23 protein-coding genes are annotated in these 21,217 nt (G+C 43.3%); 7 read left to right on the top strand and 16 right to left on the bottom strand.

The features are described 5' to 3' along the window. Positions 1–65 precede the first annotated feature (65 nt). Positions 66–971, top strand: coding sequence for a T9SS type A sorting domain-containing protein (locus G4D82_RS11535; RefSeq protein ID WP_166337434.1), 906 nt, complete (start codon positions 66–68; stop codon positions 969–971). Here G4D82_RS11535 and G4D82_RS11540 read toward each other — a convergent pair. The 14 genes from G4D82_RS11540 to hemA form a co-directional block, all read right to left on the bottom strand. Continuing rightward, entirely contained in the window at positions 968–2,407 is a 1,440-nt protein-coding gene (locus G4D82_RS11540) for a nucleoside recognition domain-containing protein (RefSeq protein ID WP_166337435.1), read from the bottom strand. The two genes, G4D82_RS11535 and G4D82_RS11540, sit on opposite strands and share 4 nt — an antisense overlap. A 102-nt stretch (positions 2,408–2,509) precedes the next feature. Continuing rightward, positions 2,510–3,223 (bottom strand): 3'-5' exonuclease, encoded by a 714-nt coding sequence (locus G4D82_RS11545; RefSeq protein WP_166337436.1) that lies wholly within the window; start codon positions 3,221–3,223, stop codon positions 2,510–2,512. Between the two features lie 39 nt (positions 3,224–3,262). Beyond that, complete coding sequence (locus G4D82_RS11550; RefSeq protein WP_166337437.1) at positions 3,263–4,420, bottom strand: serine hydrolase domain-containing protein; 1,158 nt, start codon at positions 4,418–4,420, stop codon at positions 3,263–3,265. Between the two features lie 81 nt (positions 4,421–4,501). After that, on the bottom strand, positions 4,502–4,972 hold the full coding sequence (locus tag G4D82_RS11555) for a methylated-DNA--[protein]-cysteine S-methyltransferase (RefSeq protein WP_166337438.1): 471 nt from the start codon (positions 4,970–4,972) through the stop codon (positions 4,502–4,504). Between the two features lie 189 nt (positions 4,973–5,161). Then, entirely contained in the window at positions 5,162–5,560 is a 399-nt protein-coding gene (locus tag G4D82_RS11560) for a c-type cytochrome (RefSeq protein WP_166337439.1), read from the bottom strand. Between the two features lie 64 nt (positions 5,561–5,624). Further along, positions 5,625–6,614 (bottom strand): porphobilinogen synthase, encoded by a 990-nt coding sequence (hemB, locus tag G4D82_RS11565; RefSeq protein ID WP_166337440.1) that lies wholly within the window; start codon positions 6,612–6,614, stop codon positions 5,625–5,627. Positions 6,615–6,653: 39 nt separating this feature from the next. Continuing rightward, positions 6,654–7,013 (bottom strand): four helix bundle protein, encoded by a 360-nt coding sequence (locus tag G4D82_RS11570; RefSeq protein ID WP_166337441.1) that lies wholly within the window; start codon positions 7,011–7,013, stop codon positions 6,654–6,656. Between the two features lie 30 nt (positions 7,014–7,043). After that, the gene (gene hemF, locus G4D82_RS11575; RefSeq protein WP_166337442.1) at positions 7,044–7,949 is read right to left on the bottom strand and encodes an oxygen-dependent coproporphyrinogen oxidase; all 906 of its coding nucleotides are present in this window, start codon (positions 7,947–7,949) and stop codon (positions 7,044–7,046) included. Further along, entirely contained in the window at positions 7,946–8,482 is a 537-nt protein-coding gene (locus tag G4D82_RS11580) for a GNAT family N-acetyltransferase (protein ID WP_166337443.1), read from the bottom strand. The genes hemF and G4D82_RS11580 overlap by 4 nt, the downstream gene beginning before the upstream one ends. Before the next feature lie 4 nt (positions 8,483–8,486). Beyond that, positions 8,487–8,630: a hypothetical protein gene (locus tag G4D82_RS11585; RefSeq protein ID WP_166337444.1), complete on the bottom strand. Its 144-nt coding sequence runs from the start codon at positions 8,628–8,630 to the stop codon at positions 8,487–8,489. Between the two features lie 118 nt (positions 8,631–8,748). Further along, entirely contained in the window at positions 8,749–9,774 is a 1,026-nt protein-coding gene (gene hemE, locus G4D82_RS11590; RefSeq protein WP_166337445.1) for a uroporphyrinogen decarboxylase, read from the bottom strand. A gap of 10 nt (positions 9,775–9,784) precedes the next feature. Further along, positions 9,785–10,462 (bottom strand): uroporphyrinogen-III synthase, encoded by a 678-nt coding sequence (locus G4D82_RS11595; protein ID WP_166337446.1) that lies wholly within the window; start codon positions 10,460–10,462, stop codon positions 9,785–9,787. After that, a complete protein-coding gene (hemC, locus tag G4D82_RS11600; protein WP_166337447.1) occupies positions 10,463–11,389 on the bottom strand; it encodes a hydroxymethylbilane synthase in 927 nt (308 codons plus the stop codon). Positions 11,390–11,407: 18 nt separating this feature from the next. Continuing rightward, on the bottom strand, positions 11,408–12,664 hold the full coding sequence (gene hemA / locus G4D82_RS11605; protein WP_166337448.1) for a glutamyl-tRNA reductase: 1,257 nt from the start codon (positions 12,662–12,664) through the stop codon (positions 11,408–11,410). Between the two features lie 230 nt (positions 12,665–12,894). Here hemA and G4D82_RS11610 point away from each other — a divergent pair, with 230 nt between their 5' ends. The 6 genes from G4D82_RS11610 (at position 12,895) to G4D82_RS11635 (ending at position 19,470) form a co-directional block, all read left to right on the top strand. Further along, positions 12,895–13,773 carry an AraC family transcriptional regulator gene (locus tag G4D82_RS11610; RefSeq protein WP_166337449.1) on the top strand — a complete coding sequence of 293 codons (879 nt, stop codon included), beginning with the start codon at positions 12,895–12,897 and terminating at the stop codon, positions 13,771–13,773. A 155-nt stretch (positions 13,774–13,928) separates the two neighbouring features. Next, positions 13,929–14,954, top strand: a complete 1,026-nt coding sequence (gene hemH, locus G4D82_RS11615) for a ferrochelatase (protein ID WP_166337450.1) — start codon at positions 13,929–13,931, stop codon at positions 14,952–14,954. A gap of 69 nt (positions 14,955–15,023) precedes the next feature. Beyond that, positions 15,024–15,578: a CopD family protein gene (locus G4D82_RS11620; protein ID WP_166337483.1), complete on the top strand. Its 555-nt coding sequence runs from the start codon at positions 15,024–15,026 to the stop codon at positions 15,576–15,578. Beyond that, positions 15,579–17,051 (top strand): sensor histidine kinase, encoded by a 1,473-nt coding sequence (locus G4D82_RS11625; RefSeq protein WP_394352292.1) that lies wholly within the window; start codon positions 15,579–15,581, stop codon positions 17,049–17,051. It abuts the gene before it with no gap. A 3-nt stretch (positions 17,052–17,054) separates the two neighbouring features. Next, positions 17,055–17,837 (top strand): enoyl-CoA hydratase/isomerase family protein, encoded by a 783-nt coding sequence (locus tag G4D82_RS11630; RefSeq protein ID WP_166337451.1) that lies wholly within the window; start codon positions 17,055–17,057, stop codon positions 17,835–17,837. A gap of 52 nt (positions 17,838–17,889) precedes the next feature. After that, positions 17,890–19,470, top strand: coding sequence for a hypothetical protein (locus G4D82_RS11635; RefSeq protein WP_166337452.1), 1,581 nt, complete (start codon positions 17,890–17,892; stop codon positions 19,468–19,470). A 29-nt stretch (positions 19,471–19,499) separates the two neighbouring features. On the opposite strand, the gene G4D82_RS11640 is transcribed toward G4D82_RS11635, so the two are convergent. Beyond that, positions 19,500–20,153, bottom strand: coding sequence for an HD domain-containing protein (locus tag G4D82_RS11640; RefSeq protein WP_166337453.1), 654 nt, complete (start codon positions 20,151–20,153; stop codon positions 19,500–19,502). 74 nt (positions 20,154–20,227) lie between these two features. Then, positions 20,228–21,217, bottom strand: a complete 990-nt coding sequence (locus G4D82_RS11645) for an acyl-ACP desaturase (protein WP_166337454.1) — start codon at positions 21,215–21,217, stop codon at positions 20,228–20,230.

Here is a 21,217-nt window from a genome sequence, read left to right on the forward strand (position 1 = left end):
GCAAAAATTCTAGCACGCCATTGTTATTTTTTAATATTGGTTGTGAATGAATTAAATCTTTGATAATGAAAAGACTATTGTTTTTGCTCGCGTTTTCAGCTATTTTCGAAACCACCGTATGGGCTCAAGACTATCATCCGTTACTCAATCAGACCACTTGGATTGTCACCCATTCGGTTGCCTGTTGTGTTCCTCATAGAACCAAAGTTTATACTCCCGAGCAAGACGTGACTATTGAAGGACATATTTACACGCCATACAGAGACCGTTTTCCGCAATATGATTCCGACCGCAATCTAGTTCCGGTAGTTTATCTGCGAGAAGACGTTGTCAATAAAAGAGTTTACAAATTGCTTAACGGAGTAGAAATGCTACTTTATGATTTTAATTTTCAAGTAGGTGACACGATCACACAACCTGGGTTTAGCCGCTCTGATTTAACTACATACACTTGGACCGTTATTTTAGTGGATGAAATCCAAACCAATGTAGGTTTGCGCAAAAGAATAAAATTGTCTTCGCGTTATCTGGGTCGGTCTATCTATCAAGTATGGATTGAAGGAGTAGGAAGCAATAAGCATCCGTTTTATCCACAACACAATTATCAGGCTGTCATGTCAGGAAGCGGAGGCAACATGGTCTACACTAATTGTGTGTATCAAAATAATGAGCATGTATACGGAAACAACAATTGTGAGAGACTACTTTCCGCTGTTGATAATATGTTTACACCGGAAAAAATTACGTTTTCACCCAACCCGTTTAGCACCTCATTTACCATTCATTCAGACCTATCCCTGCAAGAAGCAATTGTAAAATTATATAATATGCAAGGGCAGTTGGTTTGTGAAAGGTATTTTAGTGGTGCCCAAGTCAGCATCAATATAGAAAATCTAGCAAAAGGTTTATACTTCGCAGAACTATTCGAAAACCATCAATTAATTAAAACTGCTAAATTGGTTGTGAATTAAAAAAACCAACCCGCGACAAAAATCGCAGTAATCACACAAATCACATCCACCAAAAGCATCGTGCCCAAAGCGTAACGCGTATTTTTGATATTCACCGAACCAAAGTAGACGGCAATCACGTAAAACGTACTTTCTGCACTGCACTGAAAAATGCTGCTCAATCTTCCGGTCATCGAATCGGCACCGAAGGTATTCATCGAATCAATCAAAAACCCTCTAGATCCGGCAGAACTAAAAGGCCGCAGTAATGCCACCGGTAAAGCGTCGGTAATGTCTTTGCTCACGCCCATATTTGAAAAACCAAAGGCAATCCAATTGCTGACGATTTCAAACAAGCCACTGTTTCGAAATAACGAAATGGCCACCAGCATGCCCAATACGTAAGGGAAAATAGTCACGCCGGTTTTAATACCGTTGTTGGCTCCCGATACAAAAGCTTCAAAAACAGTGGTCTTCGCCTCGACAAATTTCTTCTCCTTTACAAACGAAAAAATCAAAGTAAAAGCAATAATCCCGACCAATATCAAAGCGGAAAGATTCGAAGTAAAGTAGTTTTTACCAATCAAATCCAAATGGTTTACATACATCAGCAACCCAATGATTGCCCCAATCAATCCCATCAAACCGACCACTAAAGACGCGCTTTTGAAATTGATTTTCTGCCTGATGCCCACAATTAGAAAAGCCGCAATGGTTCCTATGAAAGAAGTAATGATACAAGGCAGCATTACATCGGCCGGATTTGCCGAACCAGCCGCCGCGCGATAACCAATAATCGAGGTCGCTATCAAGGTAAGCCCCGAGGCGTGGAGGCACATGAACATAATCTGAGCATCGCTCGCCTTGTCTTTCTCCGGATTGATTTCCTGCAGGCTTTCCATCGCTTTAAGCCCGAATGGTGTCGCCGCAGAATCGAGCCCGAGGAAATTCGCGGCAAAATTCAAAGTCATATAAGAAATCGACGGATGGTTTTTCGGAATACTCGGAAACACTTTCACGAACACCGGACTTAGCACTTTTGCTAGTTTTCCCGAAGCCCCTGAAATGATTAATAGTTCCATCAGCCCGCAGAAGAAAGCCAGATAAGCAATCAACGGCAGAATCAAATCGAGTAAGGTATTTTTACAAGTCGGCAGCAAGCCGTCTGATTTCTGCACGCCGCTATAGATTTTCACGGTCTTGTTCTTAAACACATAAGTCGAGTCGGCGTTCAGCGTGTCGCGATTGATGACCATCGTTTGCTCGGGTGCTTTCTCGATACTGTCGCGGATAAAAGCCGGAAGCTGTTCTTTGTATTTCTCACCCACTAGCACCGGATCGTCTTTCTTTCCGTTGAGTACATAATCAATTGTGTAGCTGTTGCCGGTAAACAAACTGATAGCGACAAACAAAATCGAAGAAATAAAAATCGCGAGCCAGAACCTACTTAATACCATATTTTAGTTTTTCGTAAATGTATAGAATTCTCTTTGACCCAACAGAGGCTTCGTGGGAAAGATTTCAACGCATTAACTTACAACTTTGCAAAGTGCTATCGGTTAAATATGGAGAATTTCGTCATCTACCAGCAAATCTTCACGGCGGAATTTTAAAAAAACCTGAGCCACGGCAATCACATCTTTTTCGCAATAAGTAATGATTCGGTCGATGTCTTTTTCTTGGTAAAACACTTGTGCGACTTGGCTGCCATCGATATCGCCTTTAGATGAAGGAATGCCGAGCACTTTGGTAAGCAATTTCAGTGAAGTGAAGTTTTTGTAGTCGCCGAATTTCCACATTTCCAAAGTATCTAAATGTGGTACTTCCCAAGGTTTTTTGCCGAACAGGTTCAGTTTGGAGGGCAGCGCGATACCATTGATAATCATCCTTCTGGCGATGAACGGAATGTCGAATTCTTTGGCGTTGTGCCCACAAAGAAGATGTTGCGGTTTGTTGAAATGGTTTTCTAAAAGACCTGAGAAATCCTTTAAAATCTTGACTTCCTCACCGAAAAAAGAAGTAACCCGAAAATGTCGAACATCGCTTTTCAGGGTAAAATAACCTACAGAAATGCAAATGATTTTTCCAAATTCAGCCCAAATTCCGGCGCGGTCGTAAAAGGCTTCTGCGGAGAAATCGTCTTTGCGTTGGTATTGCGTTTTGGTTTCCCAGAGCACTTGCATATCCGGGTCGAGTGCATCGAAGTTTTCGTGTTCCGGTACAGTTTCGATGTCGAGGAACAAAATGTTTTCGAGGTAGAGTTTTTCAATCATGGCGTATATAAATTAAGTGAAACAAATTTTCGGCGTGTATTATTTTCTTTGGGCCAGCATCGCATAGCTTTGGTCAATCCATACAAAAAAATCCTCGCTGTGCGGATTGGTTTTATCGTGGTGCTGATGGTGGTTTCCTAATCTTACGATAATCAAATCATCTTGCGGGATTACAATTACGTATTGTCCTAAATGCCCGCGCATGTAGAAGATGTTCTTGTCTTTATAATCGCTGAGCCACCAGCCGTAGCCATATTCGGGCGATTGTGCAAATCTGGGTTGGGTGGATTTGGCGATAAAAGCGCTGTCAAGTAATTGCTGTCCGTTCCATTTTCCGTGTTGCTTGTAGAGTTTCCCAAAACGAGCAAAATCTCGGGCATTGCTCGCAAAACAGCAGTAAGCTTTTACGATGCCGTCTTTGTGGTCGGTTTGCCAGAGTGCTTCATTTTCAGCGCCCATCGGTTCCCAGAAGTTTTCCGCGACATAATCGGCGAGGCTTTTTCCGGTGGCCTTTTCAATACACATGGCGAGCAATTGCGTATTCCCGCTAAGATATTTGTAGGCTTTTCCGGGCTGGTCAACACCTTTCAAACCGAGGATGACTTTGTTTAAATCTTCATCAAAATAAGCGCGAGTGGTAATCGAGAACGGGCTGTAATACGATTCATCCCAATCCAAACCGGAAGACATCGAGGACAAATCCCCGACGGTCATTCTCGCGGAAGTGCCTTTGCTGAATTCTGGAAAAAAATCAGCAACTTTCTGGTCGAGGCTTTTGATTTTGCCCTGTATAATGGCTTTGCCGAGCGAGGCCGACACAATACTCTTGGCCATCGAGAACGAGTTCGATTTGGAGTTTTGGTCGTAATCTTCGTAATAACTTTCGCTCCAAACGCTGTCATTTTTTATAATCAGGAAAGCTACGGTGCCGGTTTTTTGGTGCCAATTTTCAAGTTCTTGGGTCGGCTTAACAGAATTATAATCTTTCGCAGTGGCCCAAGGTTGCGGATGATGACTTTTCGGAATCGTGCGGTTGTCGAATTCGGTGTAGTCTTTTAAGAATGCCGTGGTGTGTCCGTTGAAGTAAATCGTGCGCACGGCTTTGATCAGGTAATCGACCTGGAAGATATAAAGTAAAGCGATAATCGTGGCGAAGACAACGGTAAACCAGAGCAGGAACTTTTTAAGGAATTTCATGTGCGCGTATTTGATCTAAACGAATATAAGCAAATTTCGGCCAATTAATTCGTGTCAATTGGTGAAATTCGTGTTTGACTTTTAAAACAGACTTTGCTGCGCGCTCGGACTTTCGTGTTCCAACAACCATTTTTTGCGCCACAATCCGCCGGCGTAGCCCGTGAGCGAACCGTCGGTGCCGATGACGCGATGGCACGGAACCACAATCCATAACGGGTTTTTGCCATTGGCTGAAGCTACCGCTCGGATGGCTTTCACGTCGCCGAGTTTTTTGGTGATGTCCATGTAGGAAACGGTTTTGCCAAATGGGATTTCGAGCAGTGCATTCCAGACTTTTTGCTGGAACTGGGTGCCTTGCGGGTTGCGTTTGAAATCGAAAGTGGTGCGTTTGCCGTTGAAGTAATCCTGAAGTTGAGAAGCCGCTTCTTTTAAAACAGCGGGGATTTGCTTGGAAACTTCGCCATTATCAAGTACTGAAATTTCGGTAATTCCATTTTCGTCTCCACAGATTTTAGCGACACCGAGCGGCGTTTTGAGGTAAGCGGTTTCCATGGCTGAAAGATAGTTAAAAAGGATTTTAAGATGGTAGGATTTTAAGACTGTAAGATAGCGCGTCCTAATCTAACGGTCTTATCGTCTTATAATCCGGTTGGTCCTAGCCCTGATGGCAGCGGCATCCTTTTGTTCTGGGGTTCAGAACAAAAGATATAGCGGATAGCAGGTTCCCGGCTCCTGAAAAAACTACTTCCCTTGACTGTAAATGTATTGCTCCAACGCTTGGCGGTCTTCAGCGCTCATGGCTTTGGTGATCACGAAATTGGCTTTCATGACTTCGAATTGGGTTGGGTCGACAATCGGGTCGCTCTCGCCATTGAGAAAATGGGCAATACTGGCTTTTTTTTCTGTGTATTTTTGAGCGATTTCTTGAAGGCTCGGACCGATTACTTTTACATCAGTCTTGTGGCAAGTGGCGCATTTTCCGGTGCCTTGGAAGAGTTCAGCACCTTTCTCAGCCAACGGAAATTCGGCAGAATTGACAGTGGTTTTCTCAGGCTCGGAAGGTTTTCCGAAGTCTTGATTTTCTTTTTTGTTGCAGCTAAAAATGATTGCCGCAGCGGCTAAAATCGCGATTGTTTTCATGGGAAATGACTTAAGTGACCCAAAGGTACTATGGCAGAAATGGTTTGAAAATGACAAATGTCACTTAGCCCAAAATCTTCACTACATCCTTAGCAAAATAGCTTGCAATCATGTCGGCACCGGCGCGTTTGATGGCGGTGACTTGTTCCATCATCACCGCGTCGTGGTCAAGCCAGCCTCGTTGAGAAGCCGCTTTAATCATGGCATATTCGCCCGAAACTTGGTAAACGGCAACTGGAACTTCAACGGCGTTTTTAACTTCGCGCACAATATCTAGGTAAGCAATTCCGGGTTTGACCATCACGATGTCTGCGCCTTCTTCGATATCCATCAAGGTTTCGCGGATCGCTTCGATGCGGTTGTGGTAATCCATTTGGTAGGTTTTCTTGTCTTTCGGGATGTCTTGTAAATCGACCGGCGCACTGTCTAAAGCATCGCGGAACGGTCCATAATGCGCAGAGGCATATTTAGCGCTGTAAGCCAGAATTCCGGTGTTGATAAAACCAGCATCTTCCAATGCGTCGCGAATTTCGAGAATTCGTCCGTCCATCATGTCGCTCGGGGCTACAAAATCGGCTCCGGCCTCGGCGTGCGAAACGCTCATTTCGGCCAAAACGGCTGAGGTAATATCGTTGGCGATCTGGCCATTTTCGATGATTCCGTCGTGGCCATAAGAAGAAAATGGATCGAGCGCCACATCGGTCATCACGAGCATTCCAGGCGTGGCGTTTTTCACGGTTTTGATTGCGCGTTGCATCAGGCCGTTCGGGTTCAAAGCTTCGGTGCCTTTGTTGTCTTTGAGCTTATCATCCACTTTCACGAAAAGCAAAACCGATTTTAAACCGAGATTCCAGAGTTCTTTGGCTTCTTTCTCTAGGTTGTCGAGGCTCAGGCGGTAATAGTTGGGCATCGACGGGATTTCTTCGCGGATGTTTTTACCTTCCACGACAAACAGCGGAACGATAAAGTCATTTGGGGAAATAATGGTTTCGCGAACCAGCGAGCGGATGGCTTCGGTGGTTCTTAGTCTTCTATTTCGATTTAGTGGGAACATGTTTTTGATTTTTAGCTGTTAGCTATTAGCGGTCAGCCTTTAGCTTTTAGAGGTTAGCTTTGTTATTAGTCCGTTTAGCATTTTCTTTACTTCTTCTACTTGAGATAGTAACTTTTGACCTTTCTCTAGTTCAATAAATTTTAAATCCATACTTAAAATAATTTGATATTCTAATTCATTTGCAGAGCCAAATGCAACGTACAAAAAGCGACAAAAATCTTTGTCAGAATTTCTACCACAACCCTCTGCAATATTTGTTGGGATTGAACTTGAAGATCTTTTCATTTGACTGGTCAGTCCAAACAATTCGTCTTTTGGGAAAAATGCCGTTAAGACATATATGTCCAGGGTCAATTGGTGTGATTTTTCCCAAACTGAAAATTTCTTATAATCTCGCATAAATTAAATCTGACGGCTGATAGCTGACAGCTAATTTATCCAATTTTTAGGTTTTTCCAACACACGTATCAACTTTTCCTCCTCACTTCCTCGCTCCGGATGATAATCATAAATCCACTGCACATGCGGCGGTAAACTCATCAGGATGCTTTCGATTCTGCCATTGGTTTTCAGGCCGAACAGCGTGCCTTTGTCGTGTACGAGATTGAACTCGACATAGCGCCCGCGTCGGATTTCCTGCCAAGTTCTTTGCGCTTGGGTATAGGGCAATTCTTTTCTTCTTTCAACGATCGGAACGTAAGCTTGAAGGAAACTATCGCCAACTTCAGTCACGAAATTGAACCAATCCTGCATCGACATTTGTTCGGTCGCTCTGCAATAATCGAAGAACAAACCACCGACACCACGCGCTTCATGGCGGTGCGTGTTCCAGAAATACTCGTCGCATTGCTTTTTGTACTTCGGATAGAATTCAGCGTTGTGCTTATCGCAAGCGGTTTTGCAGGTTTGATGGAAATGGATCGCGTCTTCCTCGAACAAATAGTAAGGTGTTAAATCCTGCCCGCCACCGAACCATTGCTGGATGATTTTCCTATCGGCGTCATACATTTCGAAATAGCGCCAGTTGGCATGAACGGTCGGCACCATTGGGTTTTTTGGATGAATGACCAGGCTGAGTCCGCAGGCAAAAAAATCTGCTTCGCTCACGTTGAACATTTTCTGCATCGCTTCGGGTAGTTTTCCGTGTACGGCCGAGATATTCACGCCGCCTTTCTCGAAGACTTTCCCGTTTTCGATCACGCGTGTTTTCCCGCCGCCGCCTTCAGGTCGTTGCCAAATGTCTTCGCGGAACTTCGCTTGTGTATCGACGGCTTCCAGTTCAGCGGTGATGCGGTTTTGCAAATCGACGATGTAATGGTAAAAAGTATCTTTCATGGTTGGTATTCTGATCGGAGCAATCCGTAATAGTTGATGTCTTCGAGTATCGCCTGACCGTTTTTGAATTCCTCGCGCAACAAACCTTCGTGTTTGAAACCGAGCTTGGTAGCGATACGTTGGCTAGCGGCATTGACTTTCGAAGTACAAATGTAAACTTTGTTCATTTTCATGACTTCGAAACAGAAGTTCACCGTTTTAGCAACAGCCTCAGAGGTAATGCCTTGGCCTTGAAAATCCTTGTCGATAAAGTAAGCCAGTTCGCATTTTCGGATATGTCGGTTGATGTTTTTTACGCAGAGGTAACCGATGAGTTTCTGTGTTTTCGTGTTCCGAAGGTAGAAATAATAGCCTTGGTTTTCGTTTTGCTTGCGGCGGTTTTTATTGAGAAATTCCTGTGTTTTGGGTAAAGTGGTGCAGGCTTTCACCGTAATAGGAAAAGTAGCGCTGATGTGGTCGAGGTTTTTTTGCACCATGTGGAAAAATTCCTCGGGATAAATATGTTTGCTGTCTTCGATGCTCCAATAGATCATGGTTTCACAAATTTAGCAGCGTTGATTTTTGAGTGGATTTTAAGAATAAAGTCCTGACCTGCGGCAAACCATCCAGCCCAATCAACCTCTTGAGGATATTGTTGATGCGCTCGTTCTCTTGGTCGTGGATTTTGAATGTTAACGACATGGTCTGGTTTTGTCAGGTTTGCGTGAGCGATGGCAGCAAAGTACCGTGTACTGCGGACAGCGCGGTGGCGGCGAGCAAAATGCGAGTAGCTTTTTGGGAGCCGCGACACGCCCAGTAGTTACTTTTTATATTCTTTCACCGCATCGACAAACGCCTGGGCATGAGCCACCGGAATGTTCGGCAGAATCCCGTGACCAAGGTTCACGATGTATTTGTCTTTGCCGAATTCGTCGATCATCTGGTGTACCATTTTCTTGATTGTCGGAATCGGTGAGAGCAATCTCGACGGATCGAAATTACCTTGCAAAGTGATATTGCCGCCAGACAAATAGCGGGCATTTCTAGGCGTACAAGTCCAATCGACACCAAGTGCTGAAGCACGGCTTTTGCCCATTTCCTGCAAAGCGAACCAGCAGCCTTTTCCGAAAACAATCACGTGGGTTTCATCGGCCAAAGCTTCAACAATCTGATTGATATATTTCCAAGAAAATTCCTGATAATCCACCGGAGAAAGCATGCCGCCCCAAGAATCGAAAACCTGTACAGCGTTGACACCGGCTTTGACTTTTTCTTTTAAATAGAGAATCGTCGTATCGGTGATTTTTTGCAACAAAGCATGCGCAGCTTCGGGATGCGTGAAGCAAAACCCTTTGGCAGTATCAAAACTTTTAGAGCCTTTGCCTTCCACCGCATAACAAAAAATTGTCCAAGGCGAACCGGCAAAACCGATCAGCGGCACTTCATCGTTGAGCATTTCCTTGGTGAGTTTGATCGCGTCCATAACATAACCCAAAGTCTCGTCGATGTTGGGAACGATAACTTTCTCAACATCCTGCGGCGTGCGAATCGGATTGGGTAAAAATGGCCCTACACTTTCTTTCATCAAAACTTCGATTCCCATGGCTTGCGGCACGACGAGAATATCTGAAAACAGAATTGCGGCATCCGGAGCGATACGGCGAATTGGCTGCACAGTGATTTCGGCGGCGAGTTCCGGGGTTTGGCAACGGGTGAAAAAATCGTATTTGTCACGCAGGGCAATGAATTCGGGTAAATAACGTCCGGCTTGACGCATCATCCATACCGGCGGACGTTCTACGGTTTCTCCTCTTAAGGCTTTTAAAAATAAATCGTTCTTGATCATAATCGGGCTACTATTGTAGTTTGTTTTTATAATATTGGATGCATTGCACAATCACGTTCTCAATCGACGGTTGGTGGGCAATGACAATGTTTTCTGAGTATTTTTCTACGGCTTCCGCAGTGGTTTTCCCAATGCAAAAGCAAGTTTGATTCTTTAGCGAATTGACTTCTGTAAAACTATCGACTGCTGAAGGGCTAAAAAACAAAATCCCATCCGTTGGGGAAGTCACCTCAATCGGCGTGAAAATGGTTTCGTAAGCTGGGATTTCCTCAAATTCGATTTGGGCCAATTGCAAAGCTTCGGGCAAAATATCCCTTCTGAGGTTGCCGCTGAAAAAAGTAAAAGCCTGTTTTTGGTATTTGTTGCAAATGGTAGAAGCGAGTTCTGAGGCGTAATCGGCATAAATCAAAACCACAAAACCGTTTTCTTCAAGCAGGGCTTTGGTTTTTTCGCCCACACAGAAGCATCTCTTATGCAAAATGCTCTTGTGGTTTTTGTTTTTCAAGACGCTTTCCACAGCATTCTGGCTTGTGAAAATCAGGAATTCGCCAACCTTATCGAACTTAAATTCCAAATGTTGGATACCAATGAAATCCGCTTCTATGACCGAAAAACCTGCGCTCAGTAAATACTGCTTCTGGTTGGGCAAGAGCTTTTTGGTCGATAGGATGCGCGGGGAATTTTCCATTTATCCTTTGGTTTTCATTTGCGATCGGAGCGTTTCCATGATCTGTTTACCGCCATTCTCCAATACTTCTTGGGCGCAGAAATAACCTAGTTTTTTCCATTCTTGAATTGGGATGGACTTTTCAACCAGTACTTTTTCTTTTCCGTCAAGCGAGAGTAAAACGCCTTTAAAAACAATGTCGTCGTCTTCGGTGAGATGAGCGATTGCCCCAATTGGAGCGGTACAGCCACCTTCGAGCGTTTTCAAGAATTGACGTTCAATGTGCGTACAAACTTCGGTTTCAATATCGTTGAGCAGCGAAACCGCGTCAAGACAAAAATTATCGTTGCCCATCGCGACCACAACCATTGCGCCTTGTGCTGGTGCTGGAATCATCCAATCCAAATCGATAGAATGCTCCGGCTTGAGGTTGATGCGTTCTAGGCCGGCGGCGGCAAATACGGCTCCGTTCCAGGGATTGTCTTTGAGCTTTTGTAAACGCGTGTTCACATTGCCGCGCAAATCCACGACGTTGTGGTTCGGATAACGGTTGAGCCATTGTGCTTGACGGCGCAAACTACCTGTGGCAATACTATTTTCTTGGGTGAAATCGACGTCGCCTTTGTGTACCAAAATATCCAAAATGTTCGCTCGAGGCAAAACAGCACTTTGAACAATGCCTTGTGGCAAAGCGGTCGGCACGTCTTTCATCGAATGTACGGCAATATCCACCTGACCATTTATCATCGCGATGTCTAAGGTTTTGGTGAAAATCCCGGTGATGCCGAGTTCGTATAATGGTTTGTCGAGAATGATATCGCCTTGAGATTTCACGGCCACAATCTCGGTTTTATAACCTAAATCTTTGAGTTGTTGCGCTACAGTATGGGCTTGCCAAAGGGCTAGTTCACTGTCTCGGGTGCCGATTCTGATGGTTTTCTCTGTCATTGTGCTGCCCTGGAGTTATTATTTCAGGGTAGTTTCGAGTTGGAATATTTTCTCAATCCATTCGATGCTTTCTTCCACTGTGGTATTGTCGTCTTTGAGGTGGTTCGCAAAATGGTTCGTGATTTTCTGGATGATGCGGTTCGAGATGAGTTCGGCCTGCTCTTCATCAAAGTTTGAGATTTTCTTGCGTTGAAAATTCAGCTCGCCATCTTTAATCGAATTGAGTTTTTCTTTCAAAGCGTGGATGGTCGGCGCAAATTTTCGGGCTTTGGTCCAGTTCAGGAATTCTTCTTTGATTTCTTCGATAATGGCTTCGGCTGCCGGAATATGCGATTTTCTTTTCTCGAGGGTTTCGTCGGTCATTTGTGAAAGATGGTCCATATGGATTAAGGTCACTTCTTTCAAATCCTTGACGTTTTCGTGAACATTTTTCGGAATCGACAAATCTAAAATCAGCAGCGGCTTTTTGAGATTCAAGATGGCTTTGTCTATGGTTGGGTTTTGCGCGCCGGTAGCCACAACCACAACGTCGGCCTTTTGCAATTCAAGGTGCAATTCAGAATAATCCTTAACGATTAAATTGAGTTTTCCGGCCAGTTTTTCTGCTTTGTCTTTGGTGCGGTTAATTAAAGTGATGTGCTCGTTTTTGGTGTGTTTGACCAAGTTCTCGCAAGTATTTCTACCGATTTTTCCTGTGCCGAAAAGCAAGATGTTTTTGCTTCCGATATCTGGAACGCTTTTGATGATATATTGTACCGAAGCAAACGAAACCGAAGTCGCGCCCGATGAAATCTCGGTATCGGTCTTGATTTTTTTGCTGGCTTGAATCACTGCATTGATGAGCCGATCTAGAAAGGTATTAATCAGACCAAACGATTTGGATTCGTTGAAACTGGCTTTGATTTGGCTGATGATTTCGAAATCACCTAAAATTTGGCTGTCTAAACCGGTTCCGACACGGAACATATGATCGACGGCTTCTTGGCTTTTATAAACAAACCCCACTTTTTGAAAAGCTTCTACAGTTCCGTTTGAGTTCTCACAAATGAGTTTAATCAGTTGGAACGGATGCTCGGCAAAACCATAAATTTCGGTACGGTTGCAGGTAGAAGTAACAATTAAGCTTTCAATTCCTTCGGACTTGGCTTGTCCTAAGACTTTGGTTTTAGCTTTGGCATCGAGGCTGAATGCTCCTCTGATTTCGGCATCGGCTTTTTTATAGCTGAGTCCGACGGCGTAAAAATAATGCGGTTTTGGAGCCGTTTGGTTTTTCATAAATCACTTTTCCTTCAAAAGGTCAAACAAAAGTATTACTATGACTTCTATAAAAATAACGCTCAAAGTGCTTTTTAGAACGCTCAGGGATATTTCCTACCGAAAAGTTCCTTTATTCGTTATTTCTTATAAATTTGCAGTAGAATCAAGCCTTTTCAAATTTCTTATGTAGATTTATTCTAAATAAAAAACAAGATTTGGTTCTGAAATGCAATTCAAAAAATATCGCTATGGGTTCTCAAGAGATAATAACAATTGAAGAAGATTTTACCCTAATCCGTTTTCAGAATGAGGATGATAAGGTGTACACTGCCGAGCGACAAATTAAGCAAGGGCTCATTCAGTTTCACTTCGGAATCAAAGGAAAGGCCAAGTTCATGTTCAATCAAGGAACTTACGCCCTAGAGCTCAGAGAAGAAAAGGCTTTGCTGCTCTACAATCCGCAGAAAGAGTTACCGCTGCATTTGGAAGTCGCTCCGAATTCGTGGGTAATTTCGGTGATTGTTTCTATTCAGAAATTTCACGCTTTATTTTCAGATCAAGCCGGTCACATTCCGTTTTTGGCCATAGAAAACAAAGACAAAAAGTACTACAACGAAACCGATATCAGTCCTTCGATGGCGATTGTCTTGAGCCAATTGTTCCATTACAACCTGCATCCGTCAATCAAGAATTTATATTATAAAGGTAAAGGCTACGAATTGTTGAGTTTGTATTTCAATCGCTCTGAAGACCCAGATGCAGAACAATGTCCGTTTTTGGTCGATGAGGAAAACGTGATGAAAATCCGTAAAGCCAAAGACATCGTTATCGCGAATATGGCCGAGCCGCCAGGTTTGCAAGAACTCGCGGATCAAGTAGGTTTGAATCTGAAAAAACTCAAAATGGGTTTCAAACAAATTTATGGCGATACGGTTTACGGCTTCTTGTTCGATTACAAAATGGATTACGCGCGCCGGTTGCTCGACAGCGGTTCCTACAATGTGAACGAAGTCGGACTGAAAATCGGTTATAGCACCGGAAGCCATTTTATCGCGGCTTTCAAAAAGAAATTCGCCACCACGCCGAAAAAATATTTAATGTCAATCCATTCGAATACGATAATTTGAAAATTTGAAAATGGAGGAACCGTATTCGATGAAATTTTACCTCCAGAAAGAAACCTAATATTAAAAGTAATTCAACCGATTTGGAAAACCGAAAATGAATTTGGCACAGCACTAATCTTCAAATCCTCAAATTTCCAAATCCTCAAATTAAAATTATGAAAGGAGTTTTATTGGTCAATCTGGGTTCGCCCGAAAGCCCAACCCCAAAAGATGTTAAGCCTTATCTCGACGAGTTCCTGATGGACAAGTACGTGATCGACGTACCTTTCTTATTACGCGCCTTGCTCGTTCGGGGCATTATTTTGCAAACCCGCCCTAAAAAATCTGCCGAAGCCTACGAGAAAATCTGGACCTCAGAAGGTTCTCCGCTGGTGGTGATTTCTAAAAAGATGCACCAAAAAGTTTCTAAACTAGTCGACGTTCCAGTGGCTTTAGCCATGCGTTATGGTTCGATGACCATTCAAAAAGGATTGCAAGAACTTCAGGATAAAGGTGTAACCGAAGTGATGCTGCTGGCTTTGTATCCGCAATATGCTATGGCTTCGACTACGACGATCTGGGCGTTGGCCGATGAGTTGCAAAAAGCCCATTTCCCCACGATGAAAATAACGAAAGTGCCGGCATTCTATAACAAACCGGATTTCATACAAACCTTGGCGATGTCAATCAAAAAACACCTTGAAGGATTTGAATATGACCATTTGTTGTTTTCTTACCACGGCATTCCCAAGCGCCACATCCGCAAAACTGATGTCACTAAATCGCACTGCACCATTGACGACAAATGTTGCGCTACGCCATCGCCGGCGCACGAATTCTGTTATCGTCACCAATGTTACGAAACCACGCGCCAAGTGGTGGAAATTTTAGGTATTCCGGAAGGGAAATACAGCCAGACGTTCCAGTCGCGTTTGGCCGGAGACAAATGGCTTACCCCATACACCGATGTGGAAATCAATAAAATGCCAGCGCAAGGCATTAAGAAATTGGCCGTCGTAACACCTGCTTTTGTATCAGATTGCTTGGAAACGTTAGAAGAAATCGCCATGCGCGCCAACGAGGAATTTATCGAAAATGGCGGAAAAGAATTCTTTGCGGTACCTTGCCTGAACGATGAAGATCCATGGTGCCAGACGGTAGCAGACTGGATCACTGATTGGGCAACCAACAAAAAAAATTAAAAGGATTAACACGGATTTGCACAAATTAATCCGTGTTAATTCGTGAAATTAGTGTTAGAAACAAAAATGATGGAACTTTACAATTACCTCAAATCGCTGCATCTGATTTTCGTCGTGACTTGGTTTGCAGGCTTGTTTTATATTGTTCGGTTGTTTGTTTATCAGATTGAAGCCGCTGAAAAACCTTCGCCCGAAAAGGAAATTTTGCAAAAGCAGTACAAAATCATGACCTATCGGTTGTGGTATATCATTACTTGGCCTTCGGCTGTTTTGGCTAGTTTCTTTGCGTTTTGGATGCTGTTCTTCACTGATTTGGGAAATGCTTGGTTGCAAATGCCCTGGATGTACGTCAAACTCGGATTTGTATTGCTGCTGTATCTGTATCATTTGAAATGCCATCAGATATACCAACAGTTGCAGCGCGATGAGGTTCGGCATACTTCTAATTTCATGCGTTTATGGAACGAAGGCGCCACGATTATTTTATTCGCCGTGGTGTTTCTGGTCATCCTCAAAAATGCCGTGAACTGGATTTACGGTGTCGTTGGAATTATTTTATTTTCGATGCTAATCATGCTGGGCTTTAGGTTCTACAAAAAAATACGCGAACAAAACCCATCCTAAATGGCGGCCAAATTCAAGATGTCGATGCTTTCACTGCGAATCAGGATTTTCCTGTCGATGATTGTATTGATTTTGATTGCGTCGATTCTGATGGCGTCGATTTCGATTATCCAGTTCAAGAACGAGGCAAAAGATTACCATCAGGAACGATTGGAACGCAAAGAAACCGCGATTAAGGAACACATTCAATACGTGCTTTCTACGACGACTTATCCGCTGAATTCTAGAAATTTGGGTTTGATTTTTAAGGACAAAATCCACGAACTGGCTCAAATTCATGGGCTCGAAATCAATATTTACAGCCTTGACGGCAAATTGCTTAAATCTTCAAAAGCGTCATTTTCGGTCGATACACTTTCGCCGCCGATTCCGAAATATGTGCTTAAACTCGTACAATCTTCAATAGAAAAACGTTACGTAGATATTAAAAACATCGACGGTGTACGCAATCGTTCCTCCTACAGCCAAATCAAAGACGCAAAGTTCAAACCGCTGGGCATTCTGAATTTACCCTATGTAGAAGACGACGGATTTTACGAAAAAGAACTCCAGAATTTCCTAATTCGACTCGGTCAGGTTTATGCGTTCATGCTCGTGATTGCTTTTGCTTTGGCTTATTTCTTATCGACTTATATCACGCAATCGCTCAAGACCATTTCCGACCGTTTGAGCGTGACGAGCCTGAACCAGAAGAACAAGAAAATTGTGCTCGAAGCCAACAGCAAGGAAATCAATTTGCTGATCAAAGCCTACAACGGCATGGTCGACGAACTCGAGAAAAGCGCCGTGAAACTGGCCCAAAGTGAACGGGAAGAAGCTTGGCGTGAAATGGCCAAACAAGTCGCACATGAGATTAAAAATCCGCTGACACCGATGCGACTTACCGTGCAGAGTTTCCAGAGAAAATTCGATCCGAACGATCCGCAACTGCAGCAAAAACTCAAAGACTATTCAGAAACCCTCATTCAACAAATCGACACGATGAGTGCCGTGGCTTCGGCTTTCTCAAACTTTGCCTCGATGCCGGCCCAACAAAACGAAACCTTGAATGTAGTGGAAGTGGTCGAACTCGCGCTGGATATTTTCAATGAAGATTATCTCGTGTTTGAATCCGAAGAAAAAGAAATCATCTCCAAAATGGACCGCACCCAACTCATTCGGATTATTACCAACTTAGTCAAAAATGCCATTCAATCCATACCGGAGCATCAGGATTACAAATCGGTTCTGGTATCGGTCAGAAGGCATCCGAGCGAAGTCATTATTCTGGTGCGCGACAACGGAACCGGTATTCAATCACAGTACCTGGACAAAATATTCGAGCCCAAGTTCACCACCAAAAACAGCGGTATGGGCCTCGGTTTGGGAATTATCAAAAATATTATCGAAAATTATAAAGGAACAATTACATTTGAAACCGAATACGGAAAAGGCACCACTTTTATGGTCGCGCTTCCTTTAATCCCTTCTTAAACTATGAATTACGAAAATATTTTGGTAACCGCTGAAGGCGCAATTGCTGAAGTTACTATCAACCGTCCGAGCAAACTCAATGCGCTTAATGTGGCCACCATTCAGGAATTGCATCACGCTTTCAATACGCTCGAACTTAACCCTGAAATCCGCGCGATTATTTTAACCGGAAGTGGCGAAAAAGCTTTTGTTGCTGGAGCCGATATTGCTGAGTTTGCTCATTTTTCTGTAGAAGAAGGCGCGCACTTGGCATCGAGCGGACAAGAGTTGTTGTTCGATTTTGTGGAGAAACTCAAAACGCCAGTAATTGCTGCAGTTAACGGTTTTGCATTAGGCGGCGGTTTGGAACTCGCGATGGCTTGTCATTTCAGAGTCGCCTCAGACAATGCCAAAATGGGATTGCCGGAAGTTTCTTTAGGAGTAATTCCAGGTTATGGCGGAACACAAAGATTGCCACAGCTTATCGGTAAAGGCCGTGCCATGGAAATGATCATGACCGCCGGGATGATGTCGGCAGAGGATGCTTATCGTTTAGGATTGGCGAACCACGTGGTACCACAAGCCGAACTGATTGATTACTGCAAAGGCATCGCACAGAAAATCATCAAAAATTCCCCAACGGCTATTTCCCAAGCAATCAAGGCGGTGAATGCCGGTTTTAAAGATGGTGTTAATGGTTATGAAACTGAAATCAAATGTTTCGGAAAATGTTTCGGCACCGAAGACTTCAAAGAGGGAACTACTGCATTCCTGGAAAAAAGAAAAGCGGAATTTAGCGGGAAATAGGGCATTTGCAAAATAAATTCTTATATTCGGCCAGACATTCAACCTATTTAAAATGAAGAAACTACTTAACTGCCTAGCTTTTGCTATGCTTTCCTGGCACTCTTTTGCGCAGGAAATCCCCGTGAAAGTGACCAAAAGCGAACTTTTCAAAGATGAATACAAAAATTCCAATATTGAGTTGGTAGAAGATGATGGTAGCGGCGGTGTCTTAATCGTGCGTTCCTATGCCGGCGGTATTTTTTCGTCAGGACTAGGTTATTATTTCGAACATTACGATAGCAACCTGAAACTTTTGAAAGAGTATGAATACCAGTCTAAACAGACCAAGGGCGACAGAAAAACATACGGTGTTATCTTAGGGACCATTTCCAATGGAAACCAGATCAGCATGATTGAGTACCTGTACGATAAGACGGAGAAAGCCTACATCTGTAATGCGCTGACTTCCGATATCAACGATTTTAACTTTACCACCAAAGAACTATTCCGTATCAGCTATGAGCAGGTCGAAAAGAGAGGTTCAAAAGTCAGCTTTTTTGGAATAGGTGGCGGGGCTGCCAACTATGACAGCGACCGGGGTGCACAAATGATAATCAATGAAGACCGATCGGCGTTTGCCATCACTATCGACATTCAAGACAAAGCTGCTGAAACCCATAAAATATACTTGTTCGACAAGGCGCTGAACCAAAAATTAGATCATACATTCAAAAGAGATATCAAGGACCGCAAATTTGTTTATGAGAATATTGATGTTTCCAAAGACGGTAATATCTTATACCTTTTAGGCAAGGCCAAAACCGAAGAAGCTAAAAAGAAAAAGGACGGCGGTCGTTACCAATATGAACTTACCCGAATTACCAGTACGGATTCCAAAACCCAAGTATTCGATACCGAAGATCATTATGCGGCCTCGTTAAAAACCATCATTTTTCAAGACCGGTTAACTTGTGTTGGTTTTTATTCTGATCGCAATGACAATCGTTTCAAAGGAATCAGTTATTTTGAACTAGACCCTACAACCCTGGCCATAAAAAAATCAAAATACAATCCGTTTACAGAGCAATTCATGATTGACAAGTACGGTAAAAACAAAGACAAGGAGTTGAAGAATGTCAGTTTCAAAAAAATGATCATCAACACTCAAAACGAAATCATTTTAAATGCTGAAGAATTTTATATCACTACAACTACAACTTATTCGCCTCAAGGCGGTACACGTACTTATACAATATATCATTATGACGACATTATCAGCGCAAAAATTGGCGCTTCTGGAGATATCATTTGGGCCAGAAACATCAATAAACGCCAAGATTATCCGACGCTAAACCCTTATTTTTCCTTCACTTCAGCCGCAAAAGGGTCTGATGCCTATTTCTTTATCAATACCGGAGAAAAGGTCAGGAAAATACGCCGCGACCGCATCGAGTTTAAAGAAGCCAGTGCGAAGCGGTCGAATCTCAATATTATCAGGATCAATGAGAATGGTGATTTTGATTATCGCGAAGTACTCGATGACAAAGACAACGAAGTACCATTTATGGTAGCCAATGGCGAACTCAGTGGTGATTCGGTCTTCTTCTTAGGTCAAAAGGGAAAGAAAAAGCAAATCTTAAAATTGACGCTATAGCCAATCAGAGAGCCTTCGGGCTCTCTTTTTTATTTCTCCCCATTCCATTCGGAGTAAAACTGTCCTAAGAAATTTTCCATGAAAAGATGCCTTTCTTCCGCAATGCGTTTGCCTGTTTCGGTGTTCATTTGGTCCTTGAGCAGCAGCAGTTTTTCATAGAAATGATTGATTGTCGGCGAACTGCTGGCCTTGTATTCTTCTTTGCTCATCTGAAGATTCGGCGCAATCTCCGGATCGTATAAAACGCGGTTCTTGAATCCGCCGTAATTGAAACAACGCGCAATGCCAATGGCGCCAATGGCATCCAAACGGTCGGCATCCTGAACAATATCGAGTTCTTTGGAATGAAACGTTTTCTGGAAATTACCGCCTTTGAAAGAGATGTTTTCAATGATGTTGATTACGTGTTCAATCGTGGCTTGCGCAACATTTTCGCTTTCAAGGAATAGTTTGGCGGTTCTGGGCCCAATGGTTTCGTCACCACCATGGAATTTACTATCGGCAATGTCATGCAGCAACGCGCCTAATTTTACCACCCTTTCATCACAGTTTTCGCTTTGTGCAATCAGTAGCGCATTTTTGTAAACGCGCTCAATATGGAACCAGTCGTGACCTCCTTCGGCGCCCGCGAGTTGTTGTTGAACAAAAGCAATAGTTTTCGGAATCAAATGTAGGTCGCTCATAGTTTTGGATAAAAAAATGTTGAACCTCAAAGCATCGCTACTTCAAAATCCAACATTTATATTAAGTTGAAATATTATTTAATGGTGGCCGGCTCCACCCATTTAAAAGTAAAGGCATCCGGCGGAATAACAAACCGTTCGGCAACTTTGGCCATACGCGCTGGAAGTCGCATCACGTAATCTCGTGCTTTTTCTGCTTCATCAGCCAAGCCGGTGATTTTCTCGATTTCCCATTTTTCAATCAGTTTCTGCATGATTTCTACATAATCTGTTGCCGTGTAAACCCCGATTCTTTGAGCAGAATTGGAGAATTGTTCAAACGCCGAGCCTACTTCCTGACCGGATTCTCTAAGGAAAACCGCAGGCATCGTGATTTTTCGCTTCATCATATCGTGGAAAGCGAGCATCATTCCGTTAGGATCAACATTGAAAATCTCTTGCACGAAATGGCTATAAGCGTGGTGGTGGCGCATCTCGTCTCCGGCAATCATCTTGCACATTTTCGAGAGTTTGTTGTCGCCGTAACTTTTGGCCAGTTGCGAAACGCGGTTGTGTGAGATATAAGTGGCCAACTCCTGAAACGAAGTATAGACGAAATTTTTATACGGATCGCGATCGGTGCCAATATCAAAACCATCGGAGAGCAAATACTGAGTAGTAATTTCTACTTCACGCATGTTGATTCGGCCAGATAAATAAAGGTATTTGTTTAGTACGTCGCCGTGACGGTTTTCCTCACCGGTCCATTGACGCACCCATTTTGACCAAGCGTTGCGCTCTACGTTGTCGATGCCTTCTACATCCATAAGCCAAGATTCATAGGTAGGCAGCGCTTCTTCGGTAACTGTATCGCCGACCATCGCTACCCAAAAATCATAAGGCAAATCTTTGGCAAGTTCCCGCAATTCTTTGACTTCTTCCAAGAAAGTGTCACTGCCAGATTGGGGCAAAAAATCTGAAGGCTGCCAAATTTTTTCTACCGGAATCAGGTATTGGTCCATGAAGCCTTCGACTTTGTTTTCCAGAAATTGCATCACTTCCAGACGGATATTTTTTATAGACAT

The sequence above is a fragment of the Flavobacterium lotistagni genome (assembly GCF_011392125.1).
Taxonomy (GTDB): Bacteria; Bacteroidota; Bacteroidia; order Flavobacteriales; family Flavobacteriaceae; genus Flavobacterium; species Flavobacterium lotistagni.

What these genes read in the sequence shown, in the direction of transcription:
- G4D82_RS11610 (WP_166337449.1), top strand. Translation starts at nt 12,895, where the DNA reads ATGGGTTCTCAAGAGATAATAACAATTGAAGAAGATTTTACCCTAATC.
- G4D82_RS11580 (WP_166337443.1), bottom strand. Translation starts at nt 8,482, where the DNA reads ATGATCTATTGGAGCATCGAAGACAGCAAACATATTTATCCCGAGGAA.
- G4D82_RS11545 (WP_166337436.1), bottom strand. Translation starts at nt 3,223, where the DNA reads ATGATTGAAAAACTCTACCTCGAAAACATTTTGTTCCTCGACATCGAA.
- G4D82_RS11620 (WP_166337483.1), top strand. Translation starts at nt 15,024, where the DNA reads ATGGAACTTTACAATTACCTCAAATCGCTGCATCTGATTTTCGTCGTG.
- hemF (WP_166337442.1), bottom strand. Translation starts at nt 7,949, where the DNA reads ATGAAAGATACTTTTTACCATTACATCGTCGATTTGCAAAACCGCATC.
- G4D82_RS11635 (WP_166337452.1), top strand. Translation starts at nt 17,890, where the DNA reads ATGAAGAAACTACTTAACTGCCTAGCTTTTGCTATGCTTTCCTGGCAC.
- G4D82_RS11555 (WP_166337438.1), bottom strand. Translation starts at nt 4,972, where the DNA reads ATGGAAACCGCTTACCTCAAAACGCCGCTCGGTGTCGCTAAAATCTGT.
- G4D82_RS11630 (WP_166337451.1), top strand. Translation starts at nt 17,055, where the DNA reads ATGAATTACGAAAATATTTTGGTAACCGCTGAAGGCGCAATTGCTGAA.
- G4D82_RS11535 (WP_166337434.1), top strand. Translation starts at nt 66, where the DNA reads ATGAAAAGACTATTGTTTTTGCTCGCGTTTTCAGCTATTTTCGAAACC.
- G4D82_RS11560 (WP_166337439.1), bottom strand. Translation starts at nt 5,560, where the DNA reads ATGAAAACAATCGCGATTTTAGCCGCTGCGGCAATCATTTTTAGCTGC.
- hemH (WP_166337450.1), top strand. Translation starts at nt 13,929, where the DNA reads ATGAAAGGAGTTTTATTGGTCAATCTGGGTTCGCCCGAAAGCCCAACC.
- G4D82_RS11570 (WP_166337441.1), bottom strand. Translation starts at nt 7,013, where the DNA reads ATGCGAGATTATAAGAAATTTTCAGTTTGGGAAAAATCACACCAATTG.
- G4D82_RS11645 (WP_166337454.1), bottom strand. Translation starts at nt 21,217, where the DNA reads ATGTCTATAAAAAATATCCGTCTGGAAGTGATGCAATTTCTGGAAAAC.
- G4D82_RS11640 (WP_166337453.1), bottom strand. Translation starts at nt 20,153, where the DNA reads ATGAGCGACCTACATTTGATTCCGAAAACTATTGCTTTTGTTCAACAA.
- G4D82_RS11585 (WP_166337444.1), bottom strand. Translation starts at nt 8,630, where the DNA reads ATGTCGTTAACATTCAAAATCCACGACCAAGAGAACGAGCGCATCAAC.
- G4D82_RS11625 (WP_394352292.1), top strand. Translation starts at nt 15,579, where the DNA reads ATGGCGGCCAAATTCAAGATGTCGATGCTTTCACTGCGAATCAGGATT.
- hemC (WP_166337447.1), bottom strand. Translation starts at nt 11,389, where the DNA reads ATGACAGAGAAAACCATCAGAATCGGCACCCGAGACAGTGAACTAGCC.
- hemB (WP_166337440.1), bottom strand. Translation starts at nt 6,614, where the DNA reads ATGTTCCCACTAAATCGAAATAGAAGACTAAGAACCACCGAAGCCATC.
- G4D82_RS11540 (WP_166337435.1), bottom strand. Translation starts at nt 2,407, where the DNA reads ATGGTATTAAGTAGGTTCTGGCTCGCGATTTTTATTTCTTCGATTTTG.
- hemA (WP_166337448.1), bottom strand. Translation starts at nt 12,664, where the DNA reads ATGAAAAACCAAACGGCTCCAAAACCGCATTATTTTTACGCCGTCGGA.
- G4D82_RS11550 (WP_166337437.1), bottom strand. Translation starts at nt 4,420, where the DNA reads ATGAAATTCCTTAAAAAGTTCCTGCTCTGGTTTACCGTTGTCTTCGCC.
- hemE (WP_166337445.1), bottom strand. Translation starts at nt 9,774, where the DNA reads ATGATCAAGAACGATTTATTTTTAAAAGCCTTAAGAGGAGAAACCGTA.
- G4D82_RS11595 (WP_166337446.1), bottom strand. Translation starts at nt 10,462, where the DNA reads ATGGAAAATTCCCCGCGCATCCTATCGACCAAAAAGCTCTTGCCCAAC.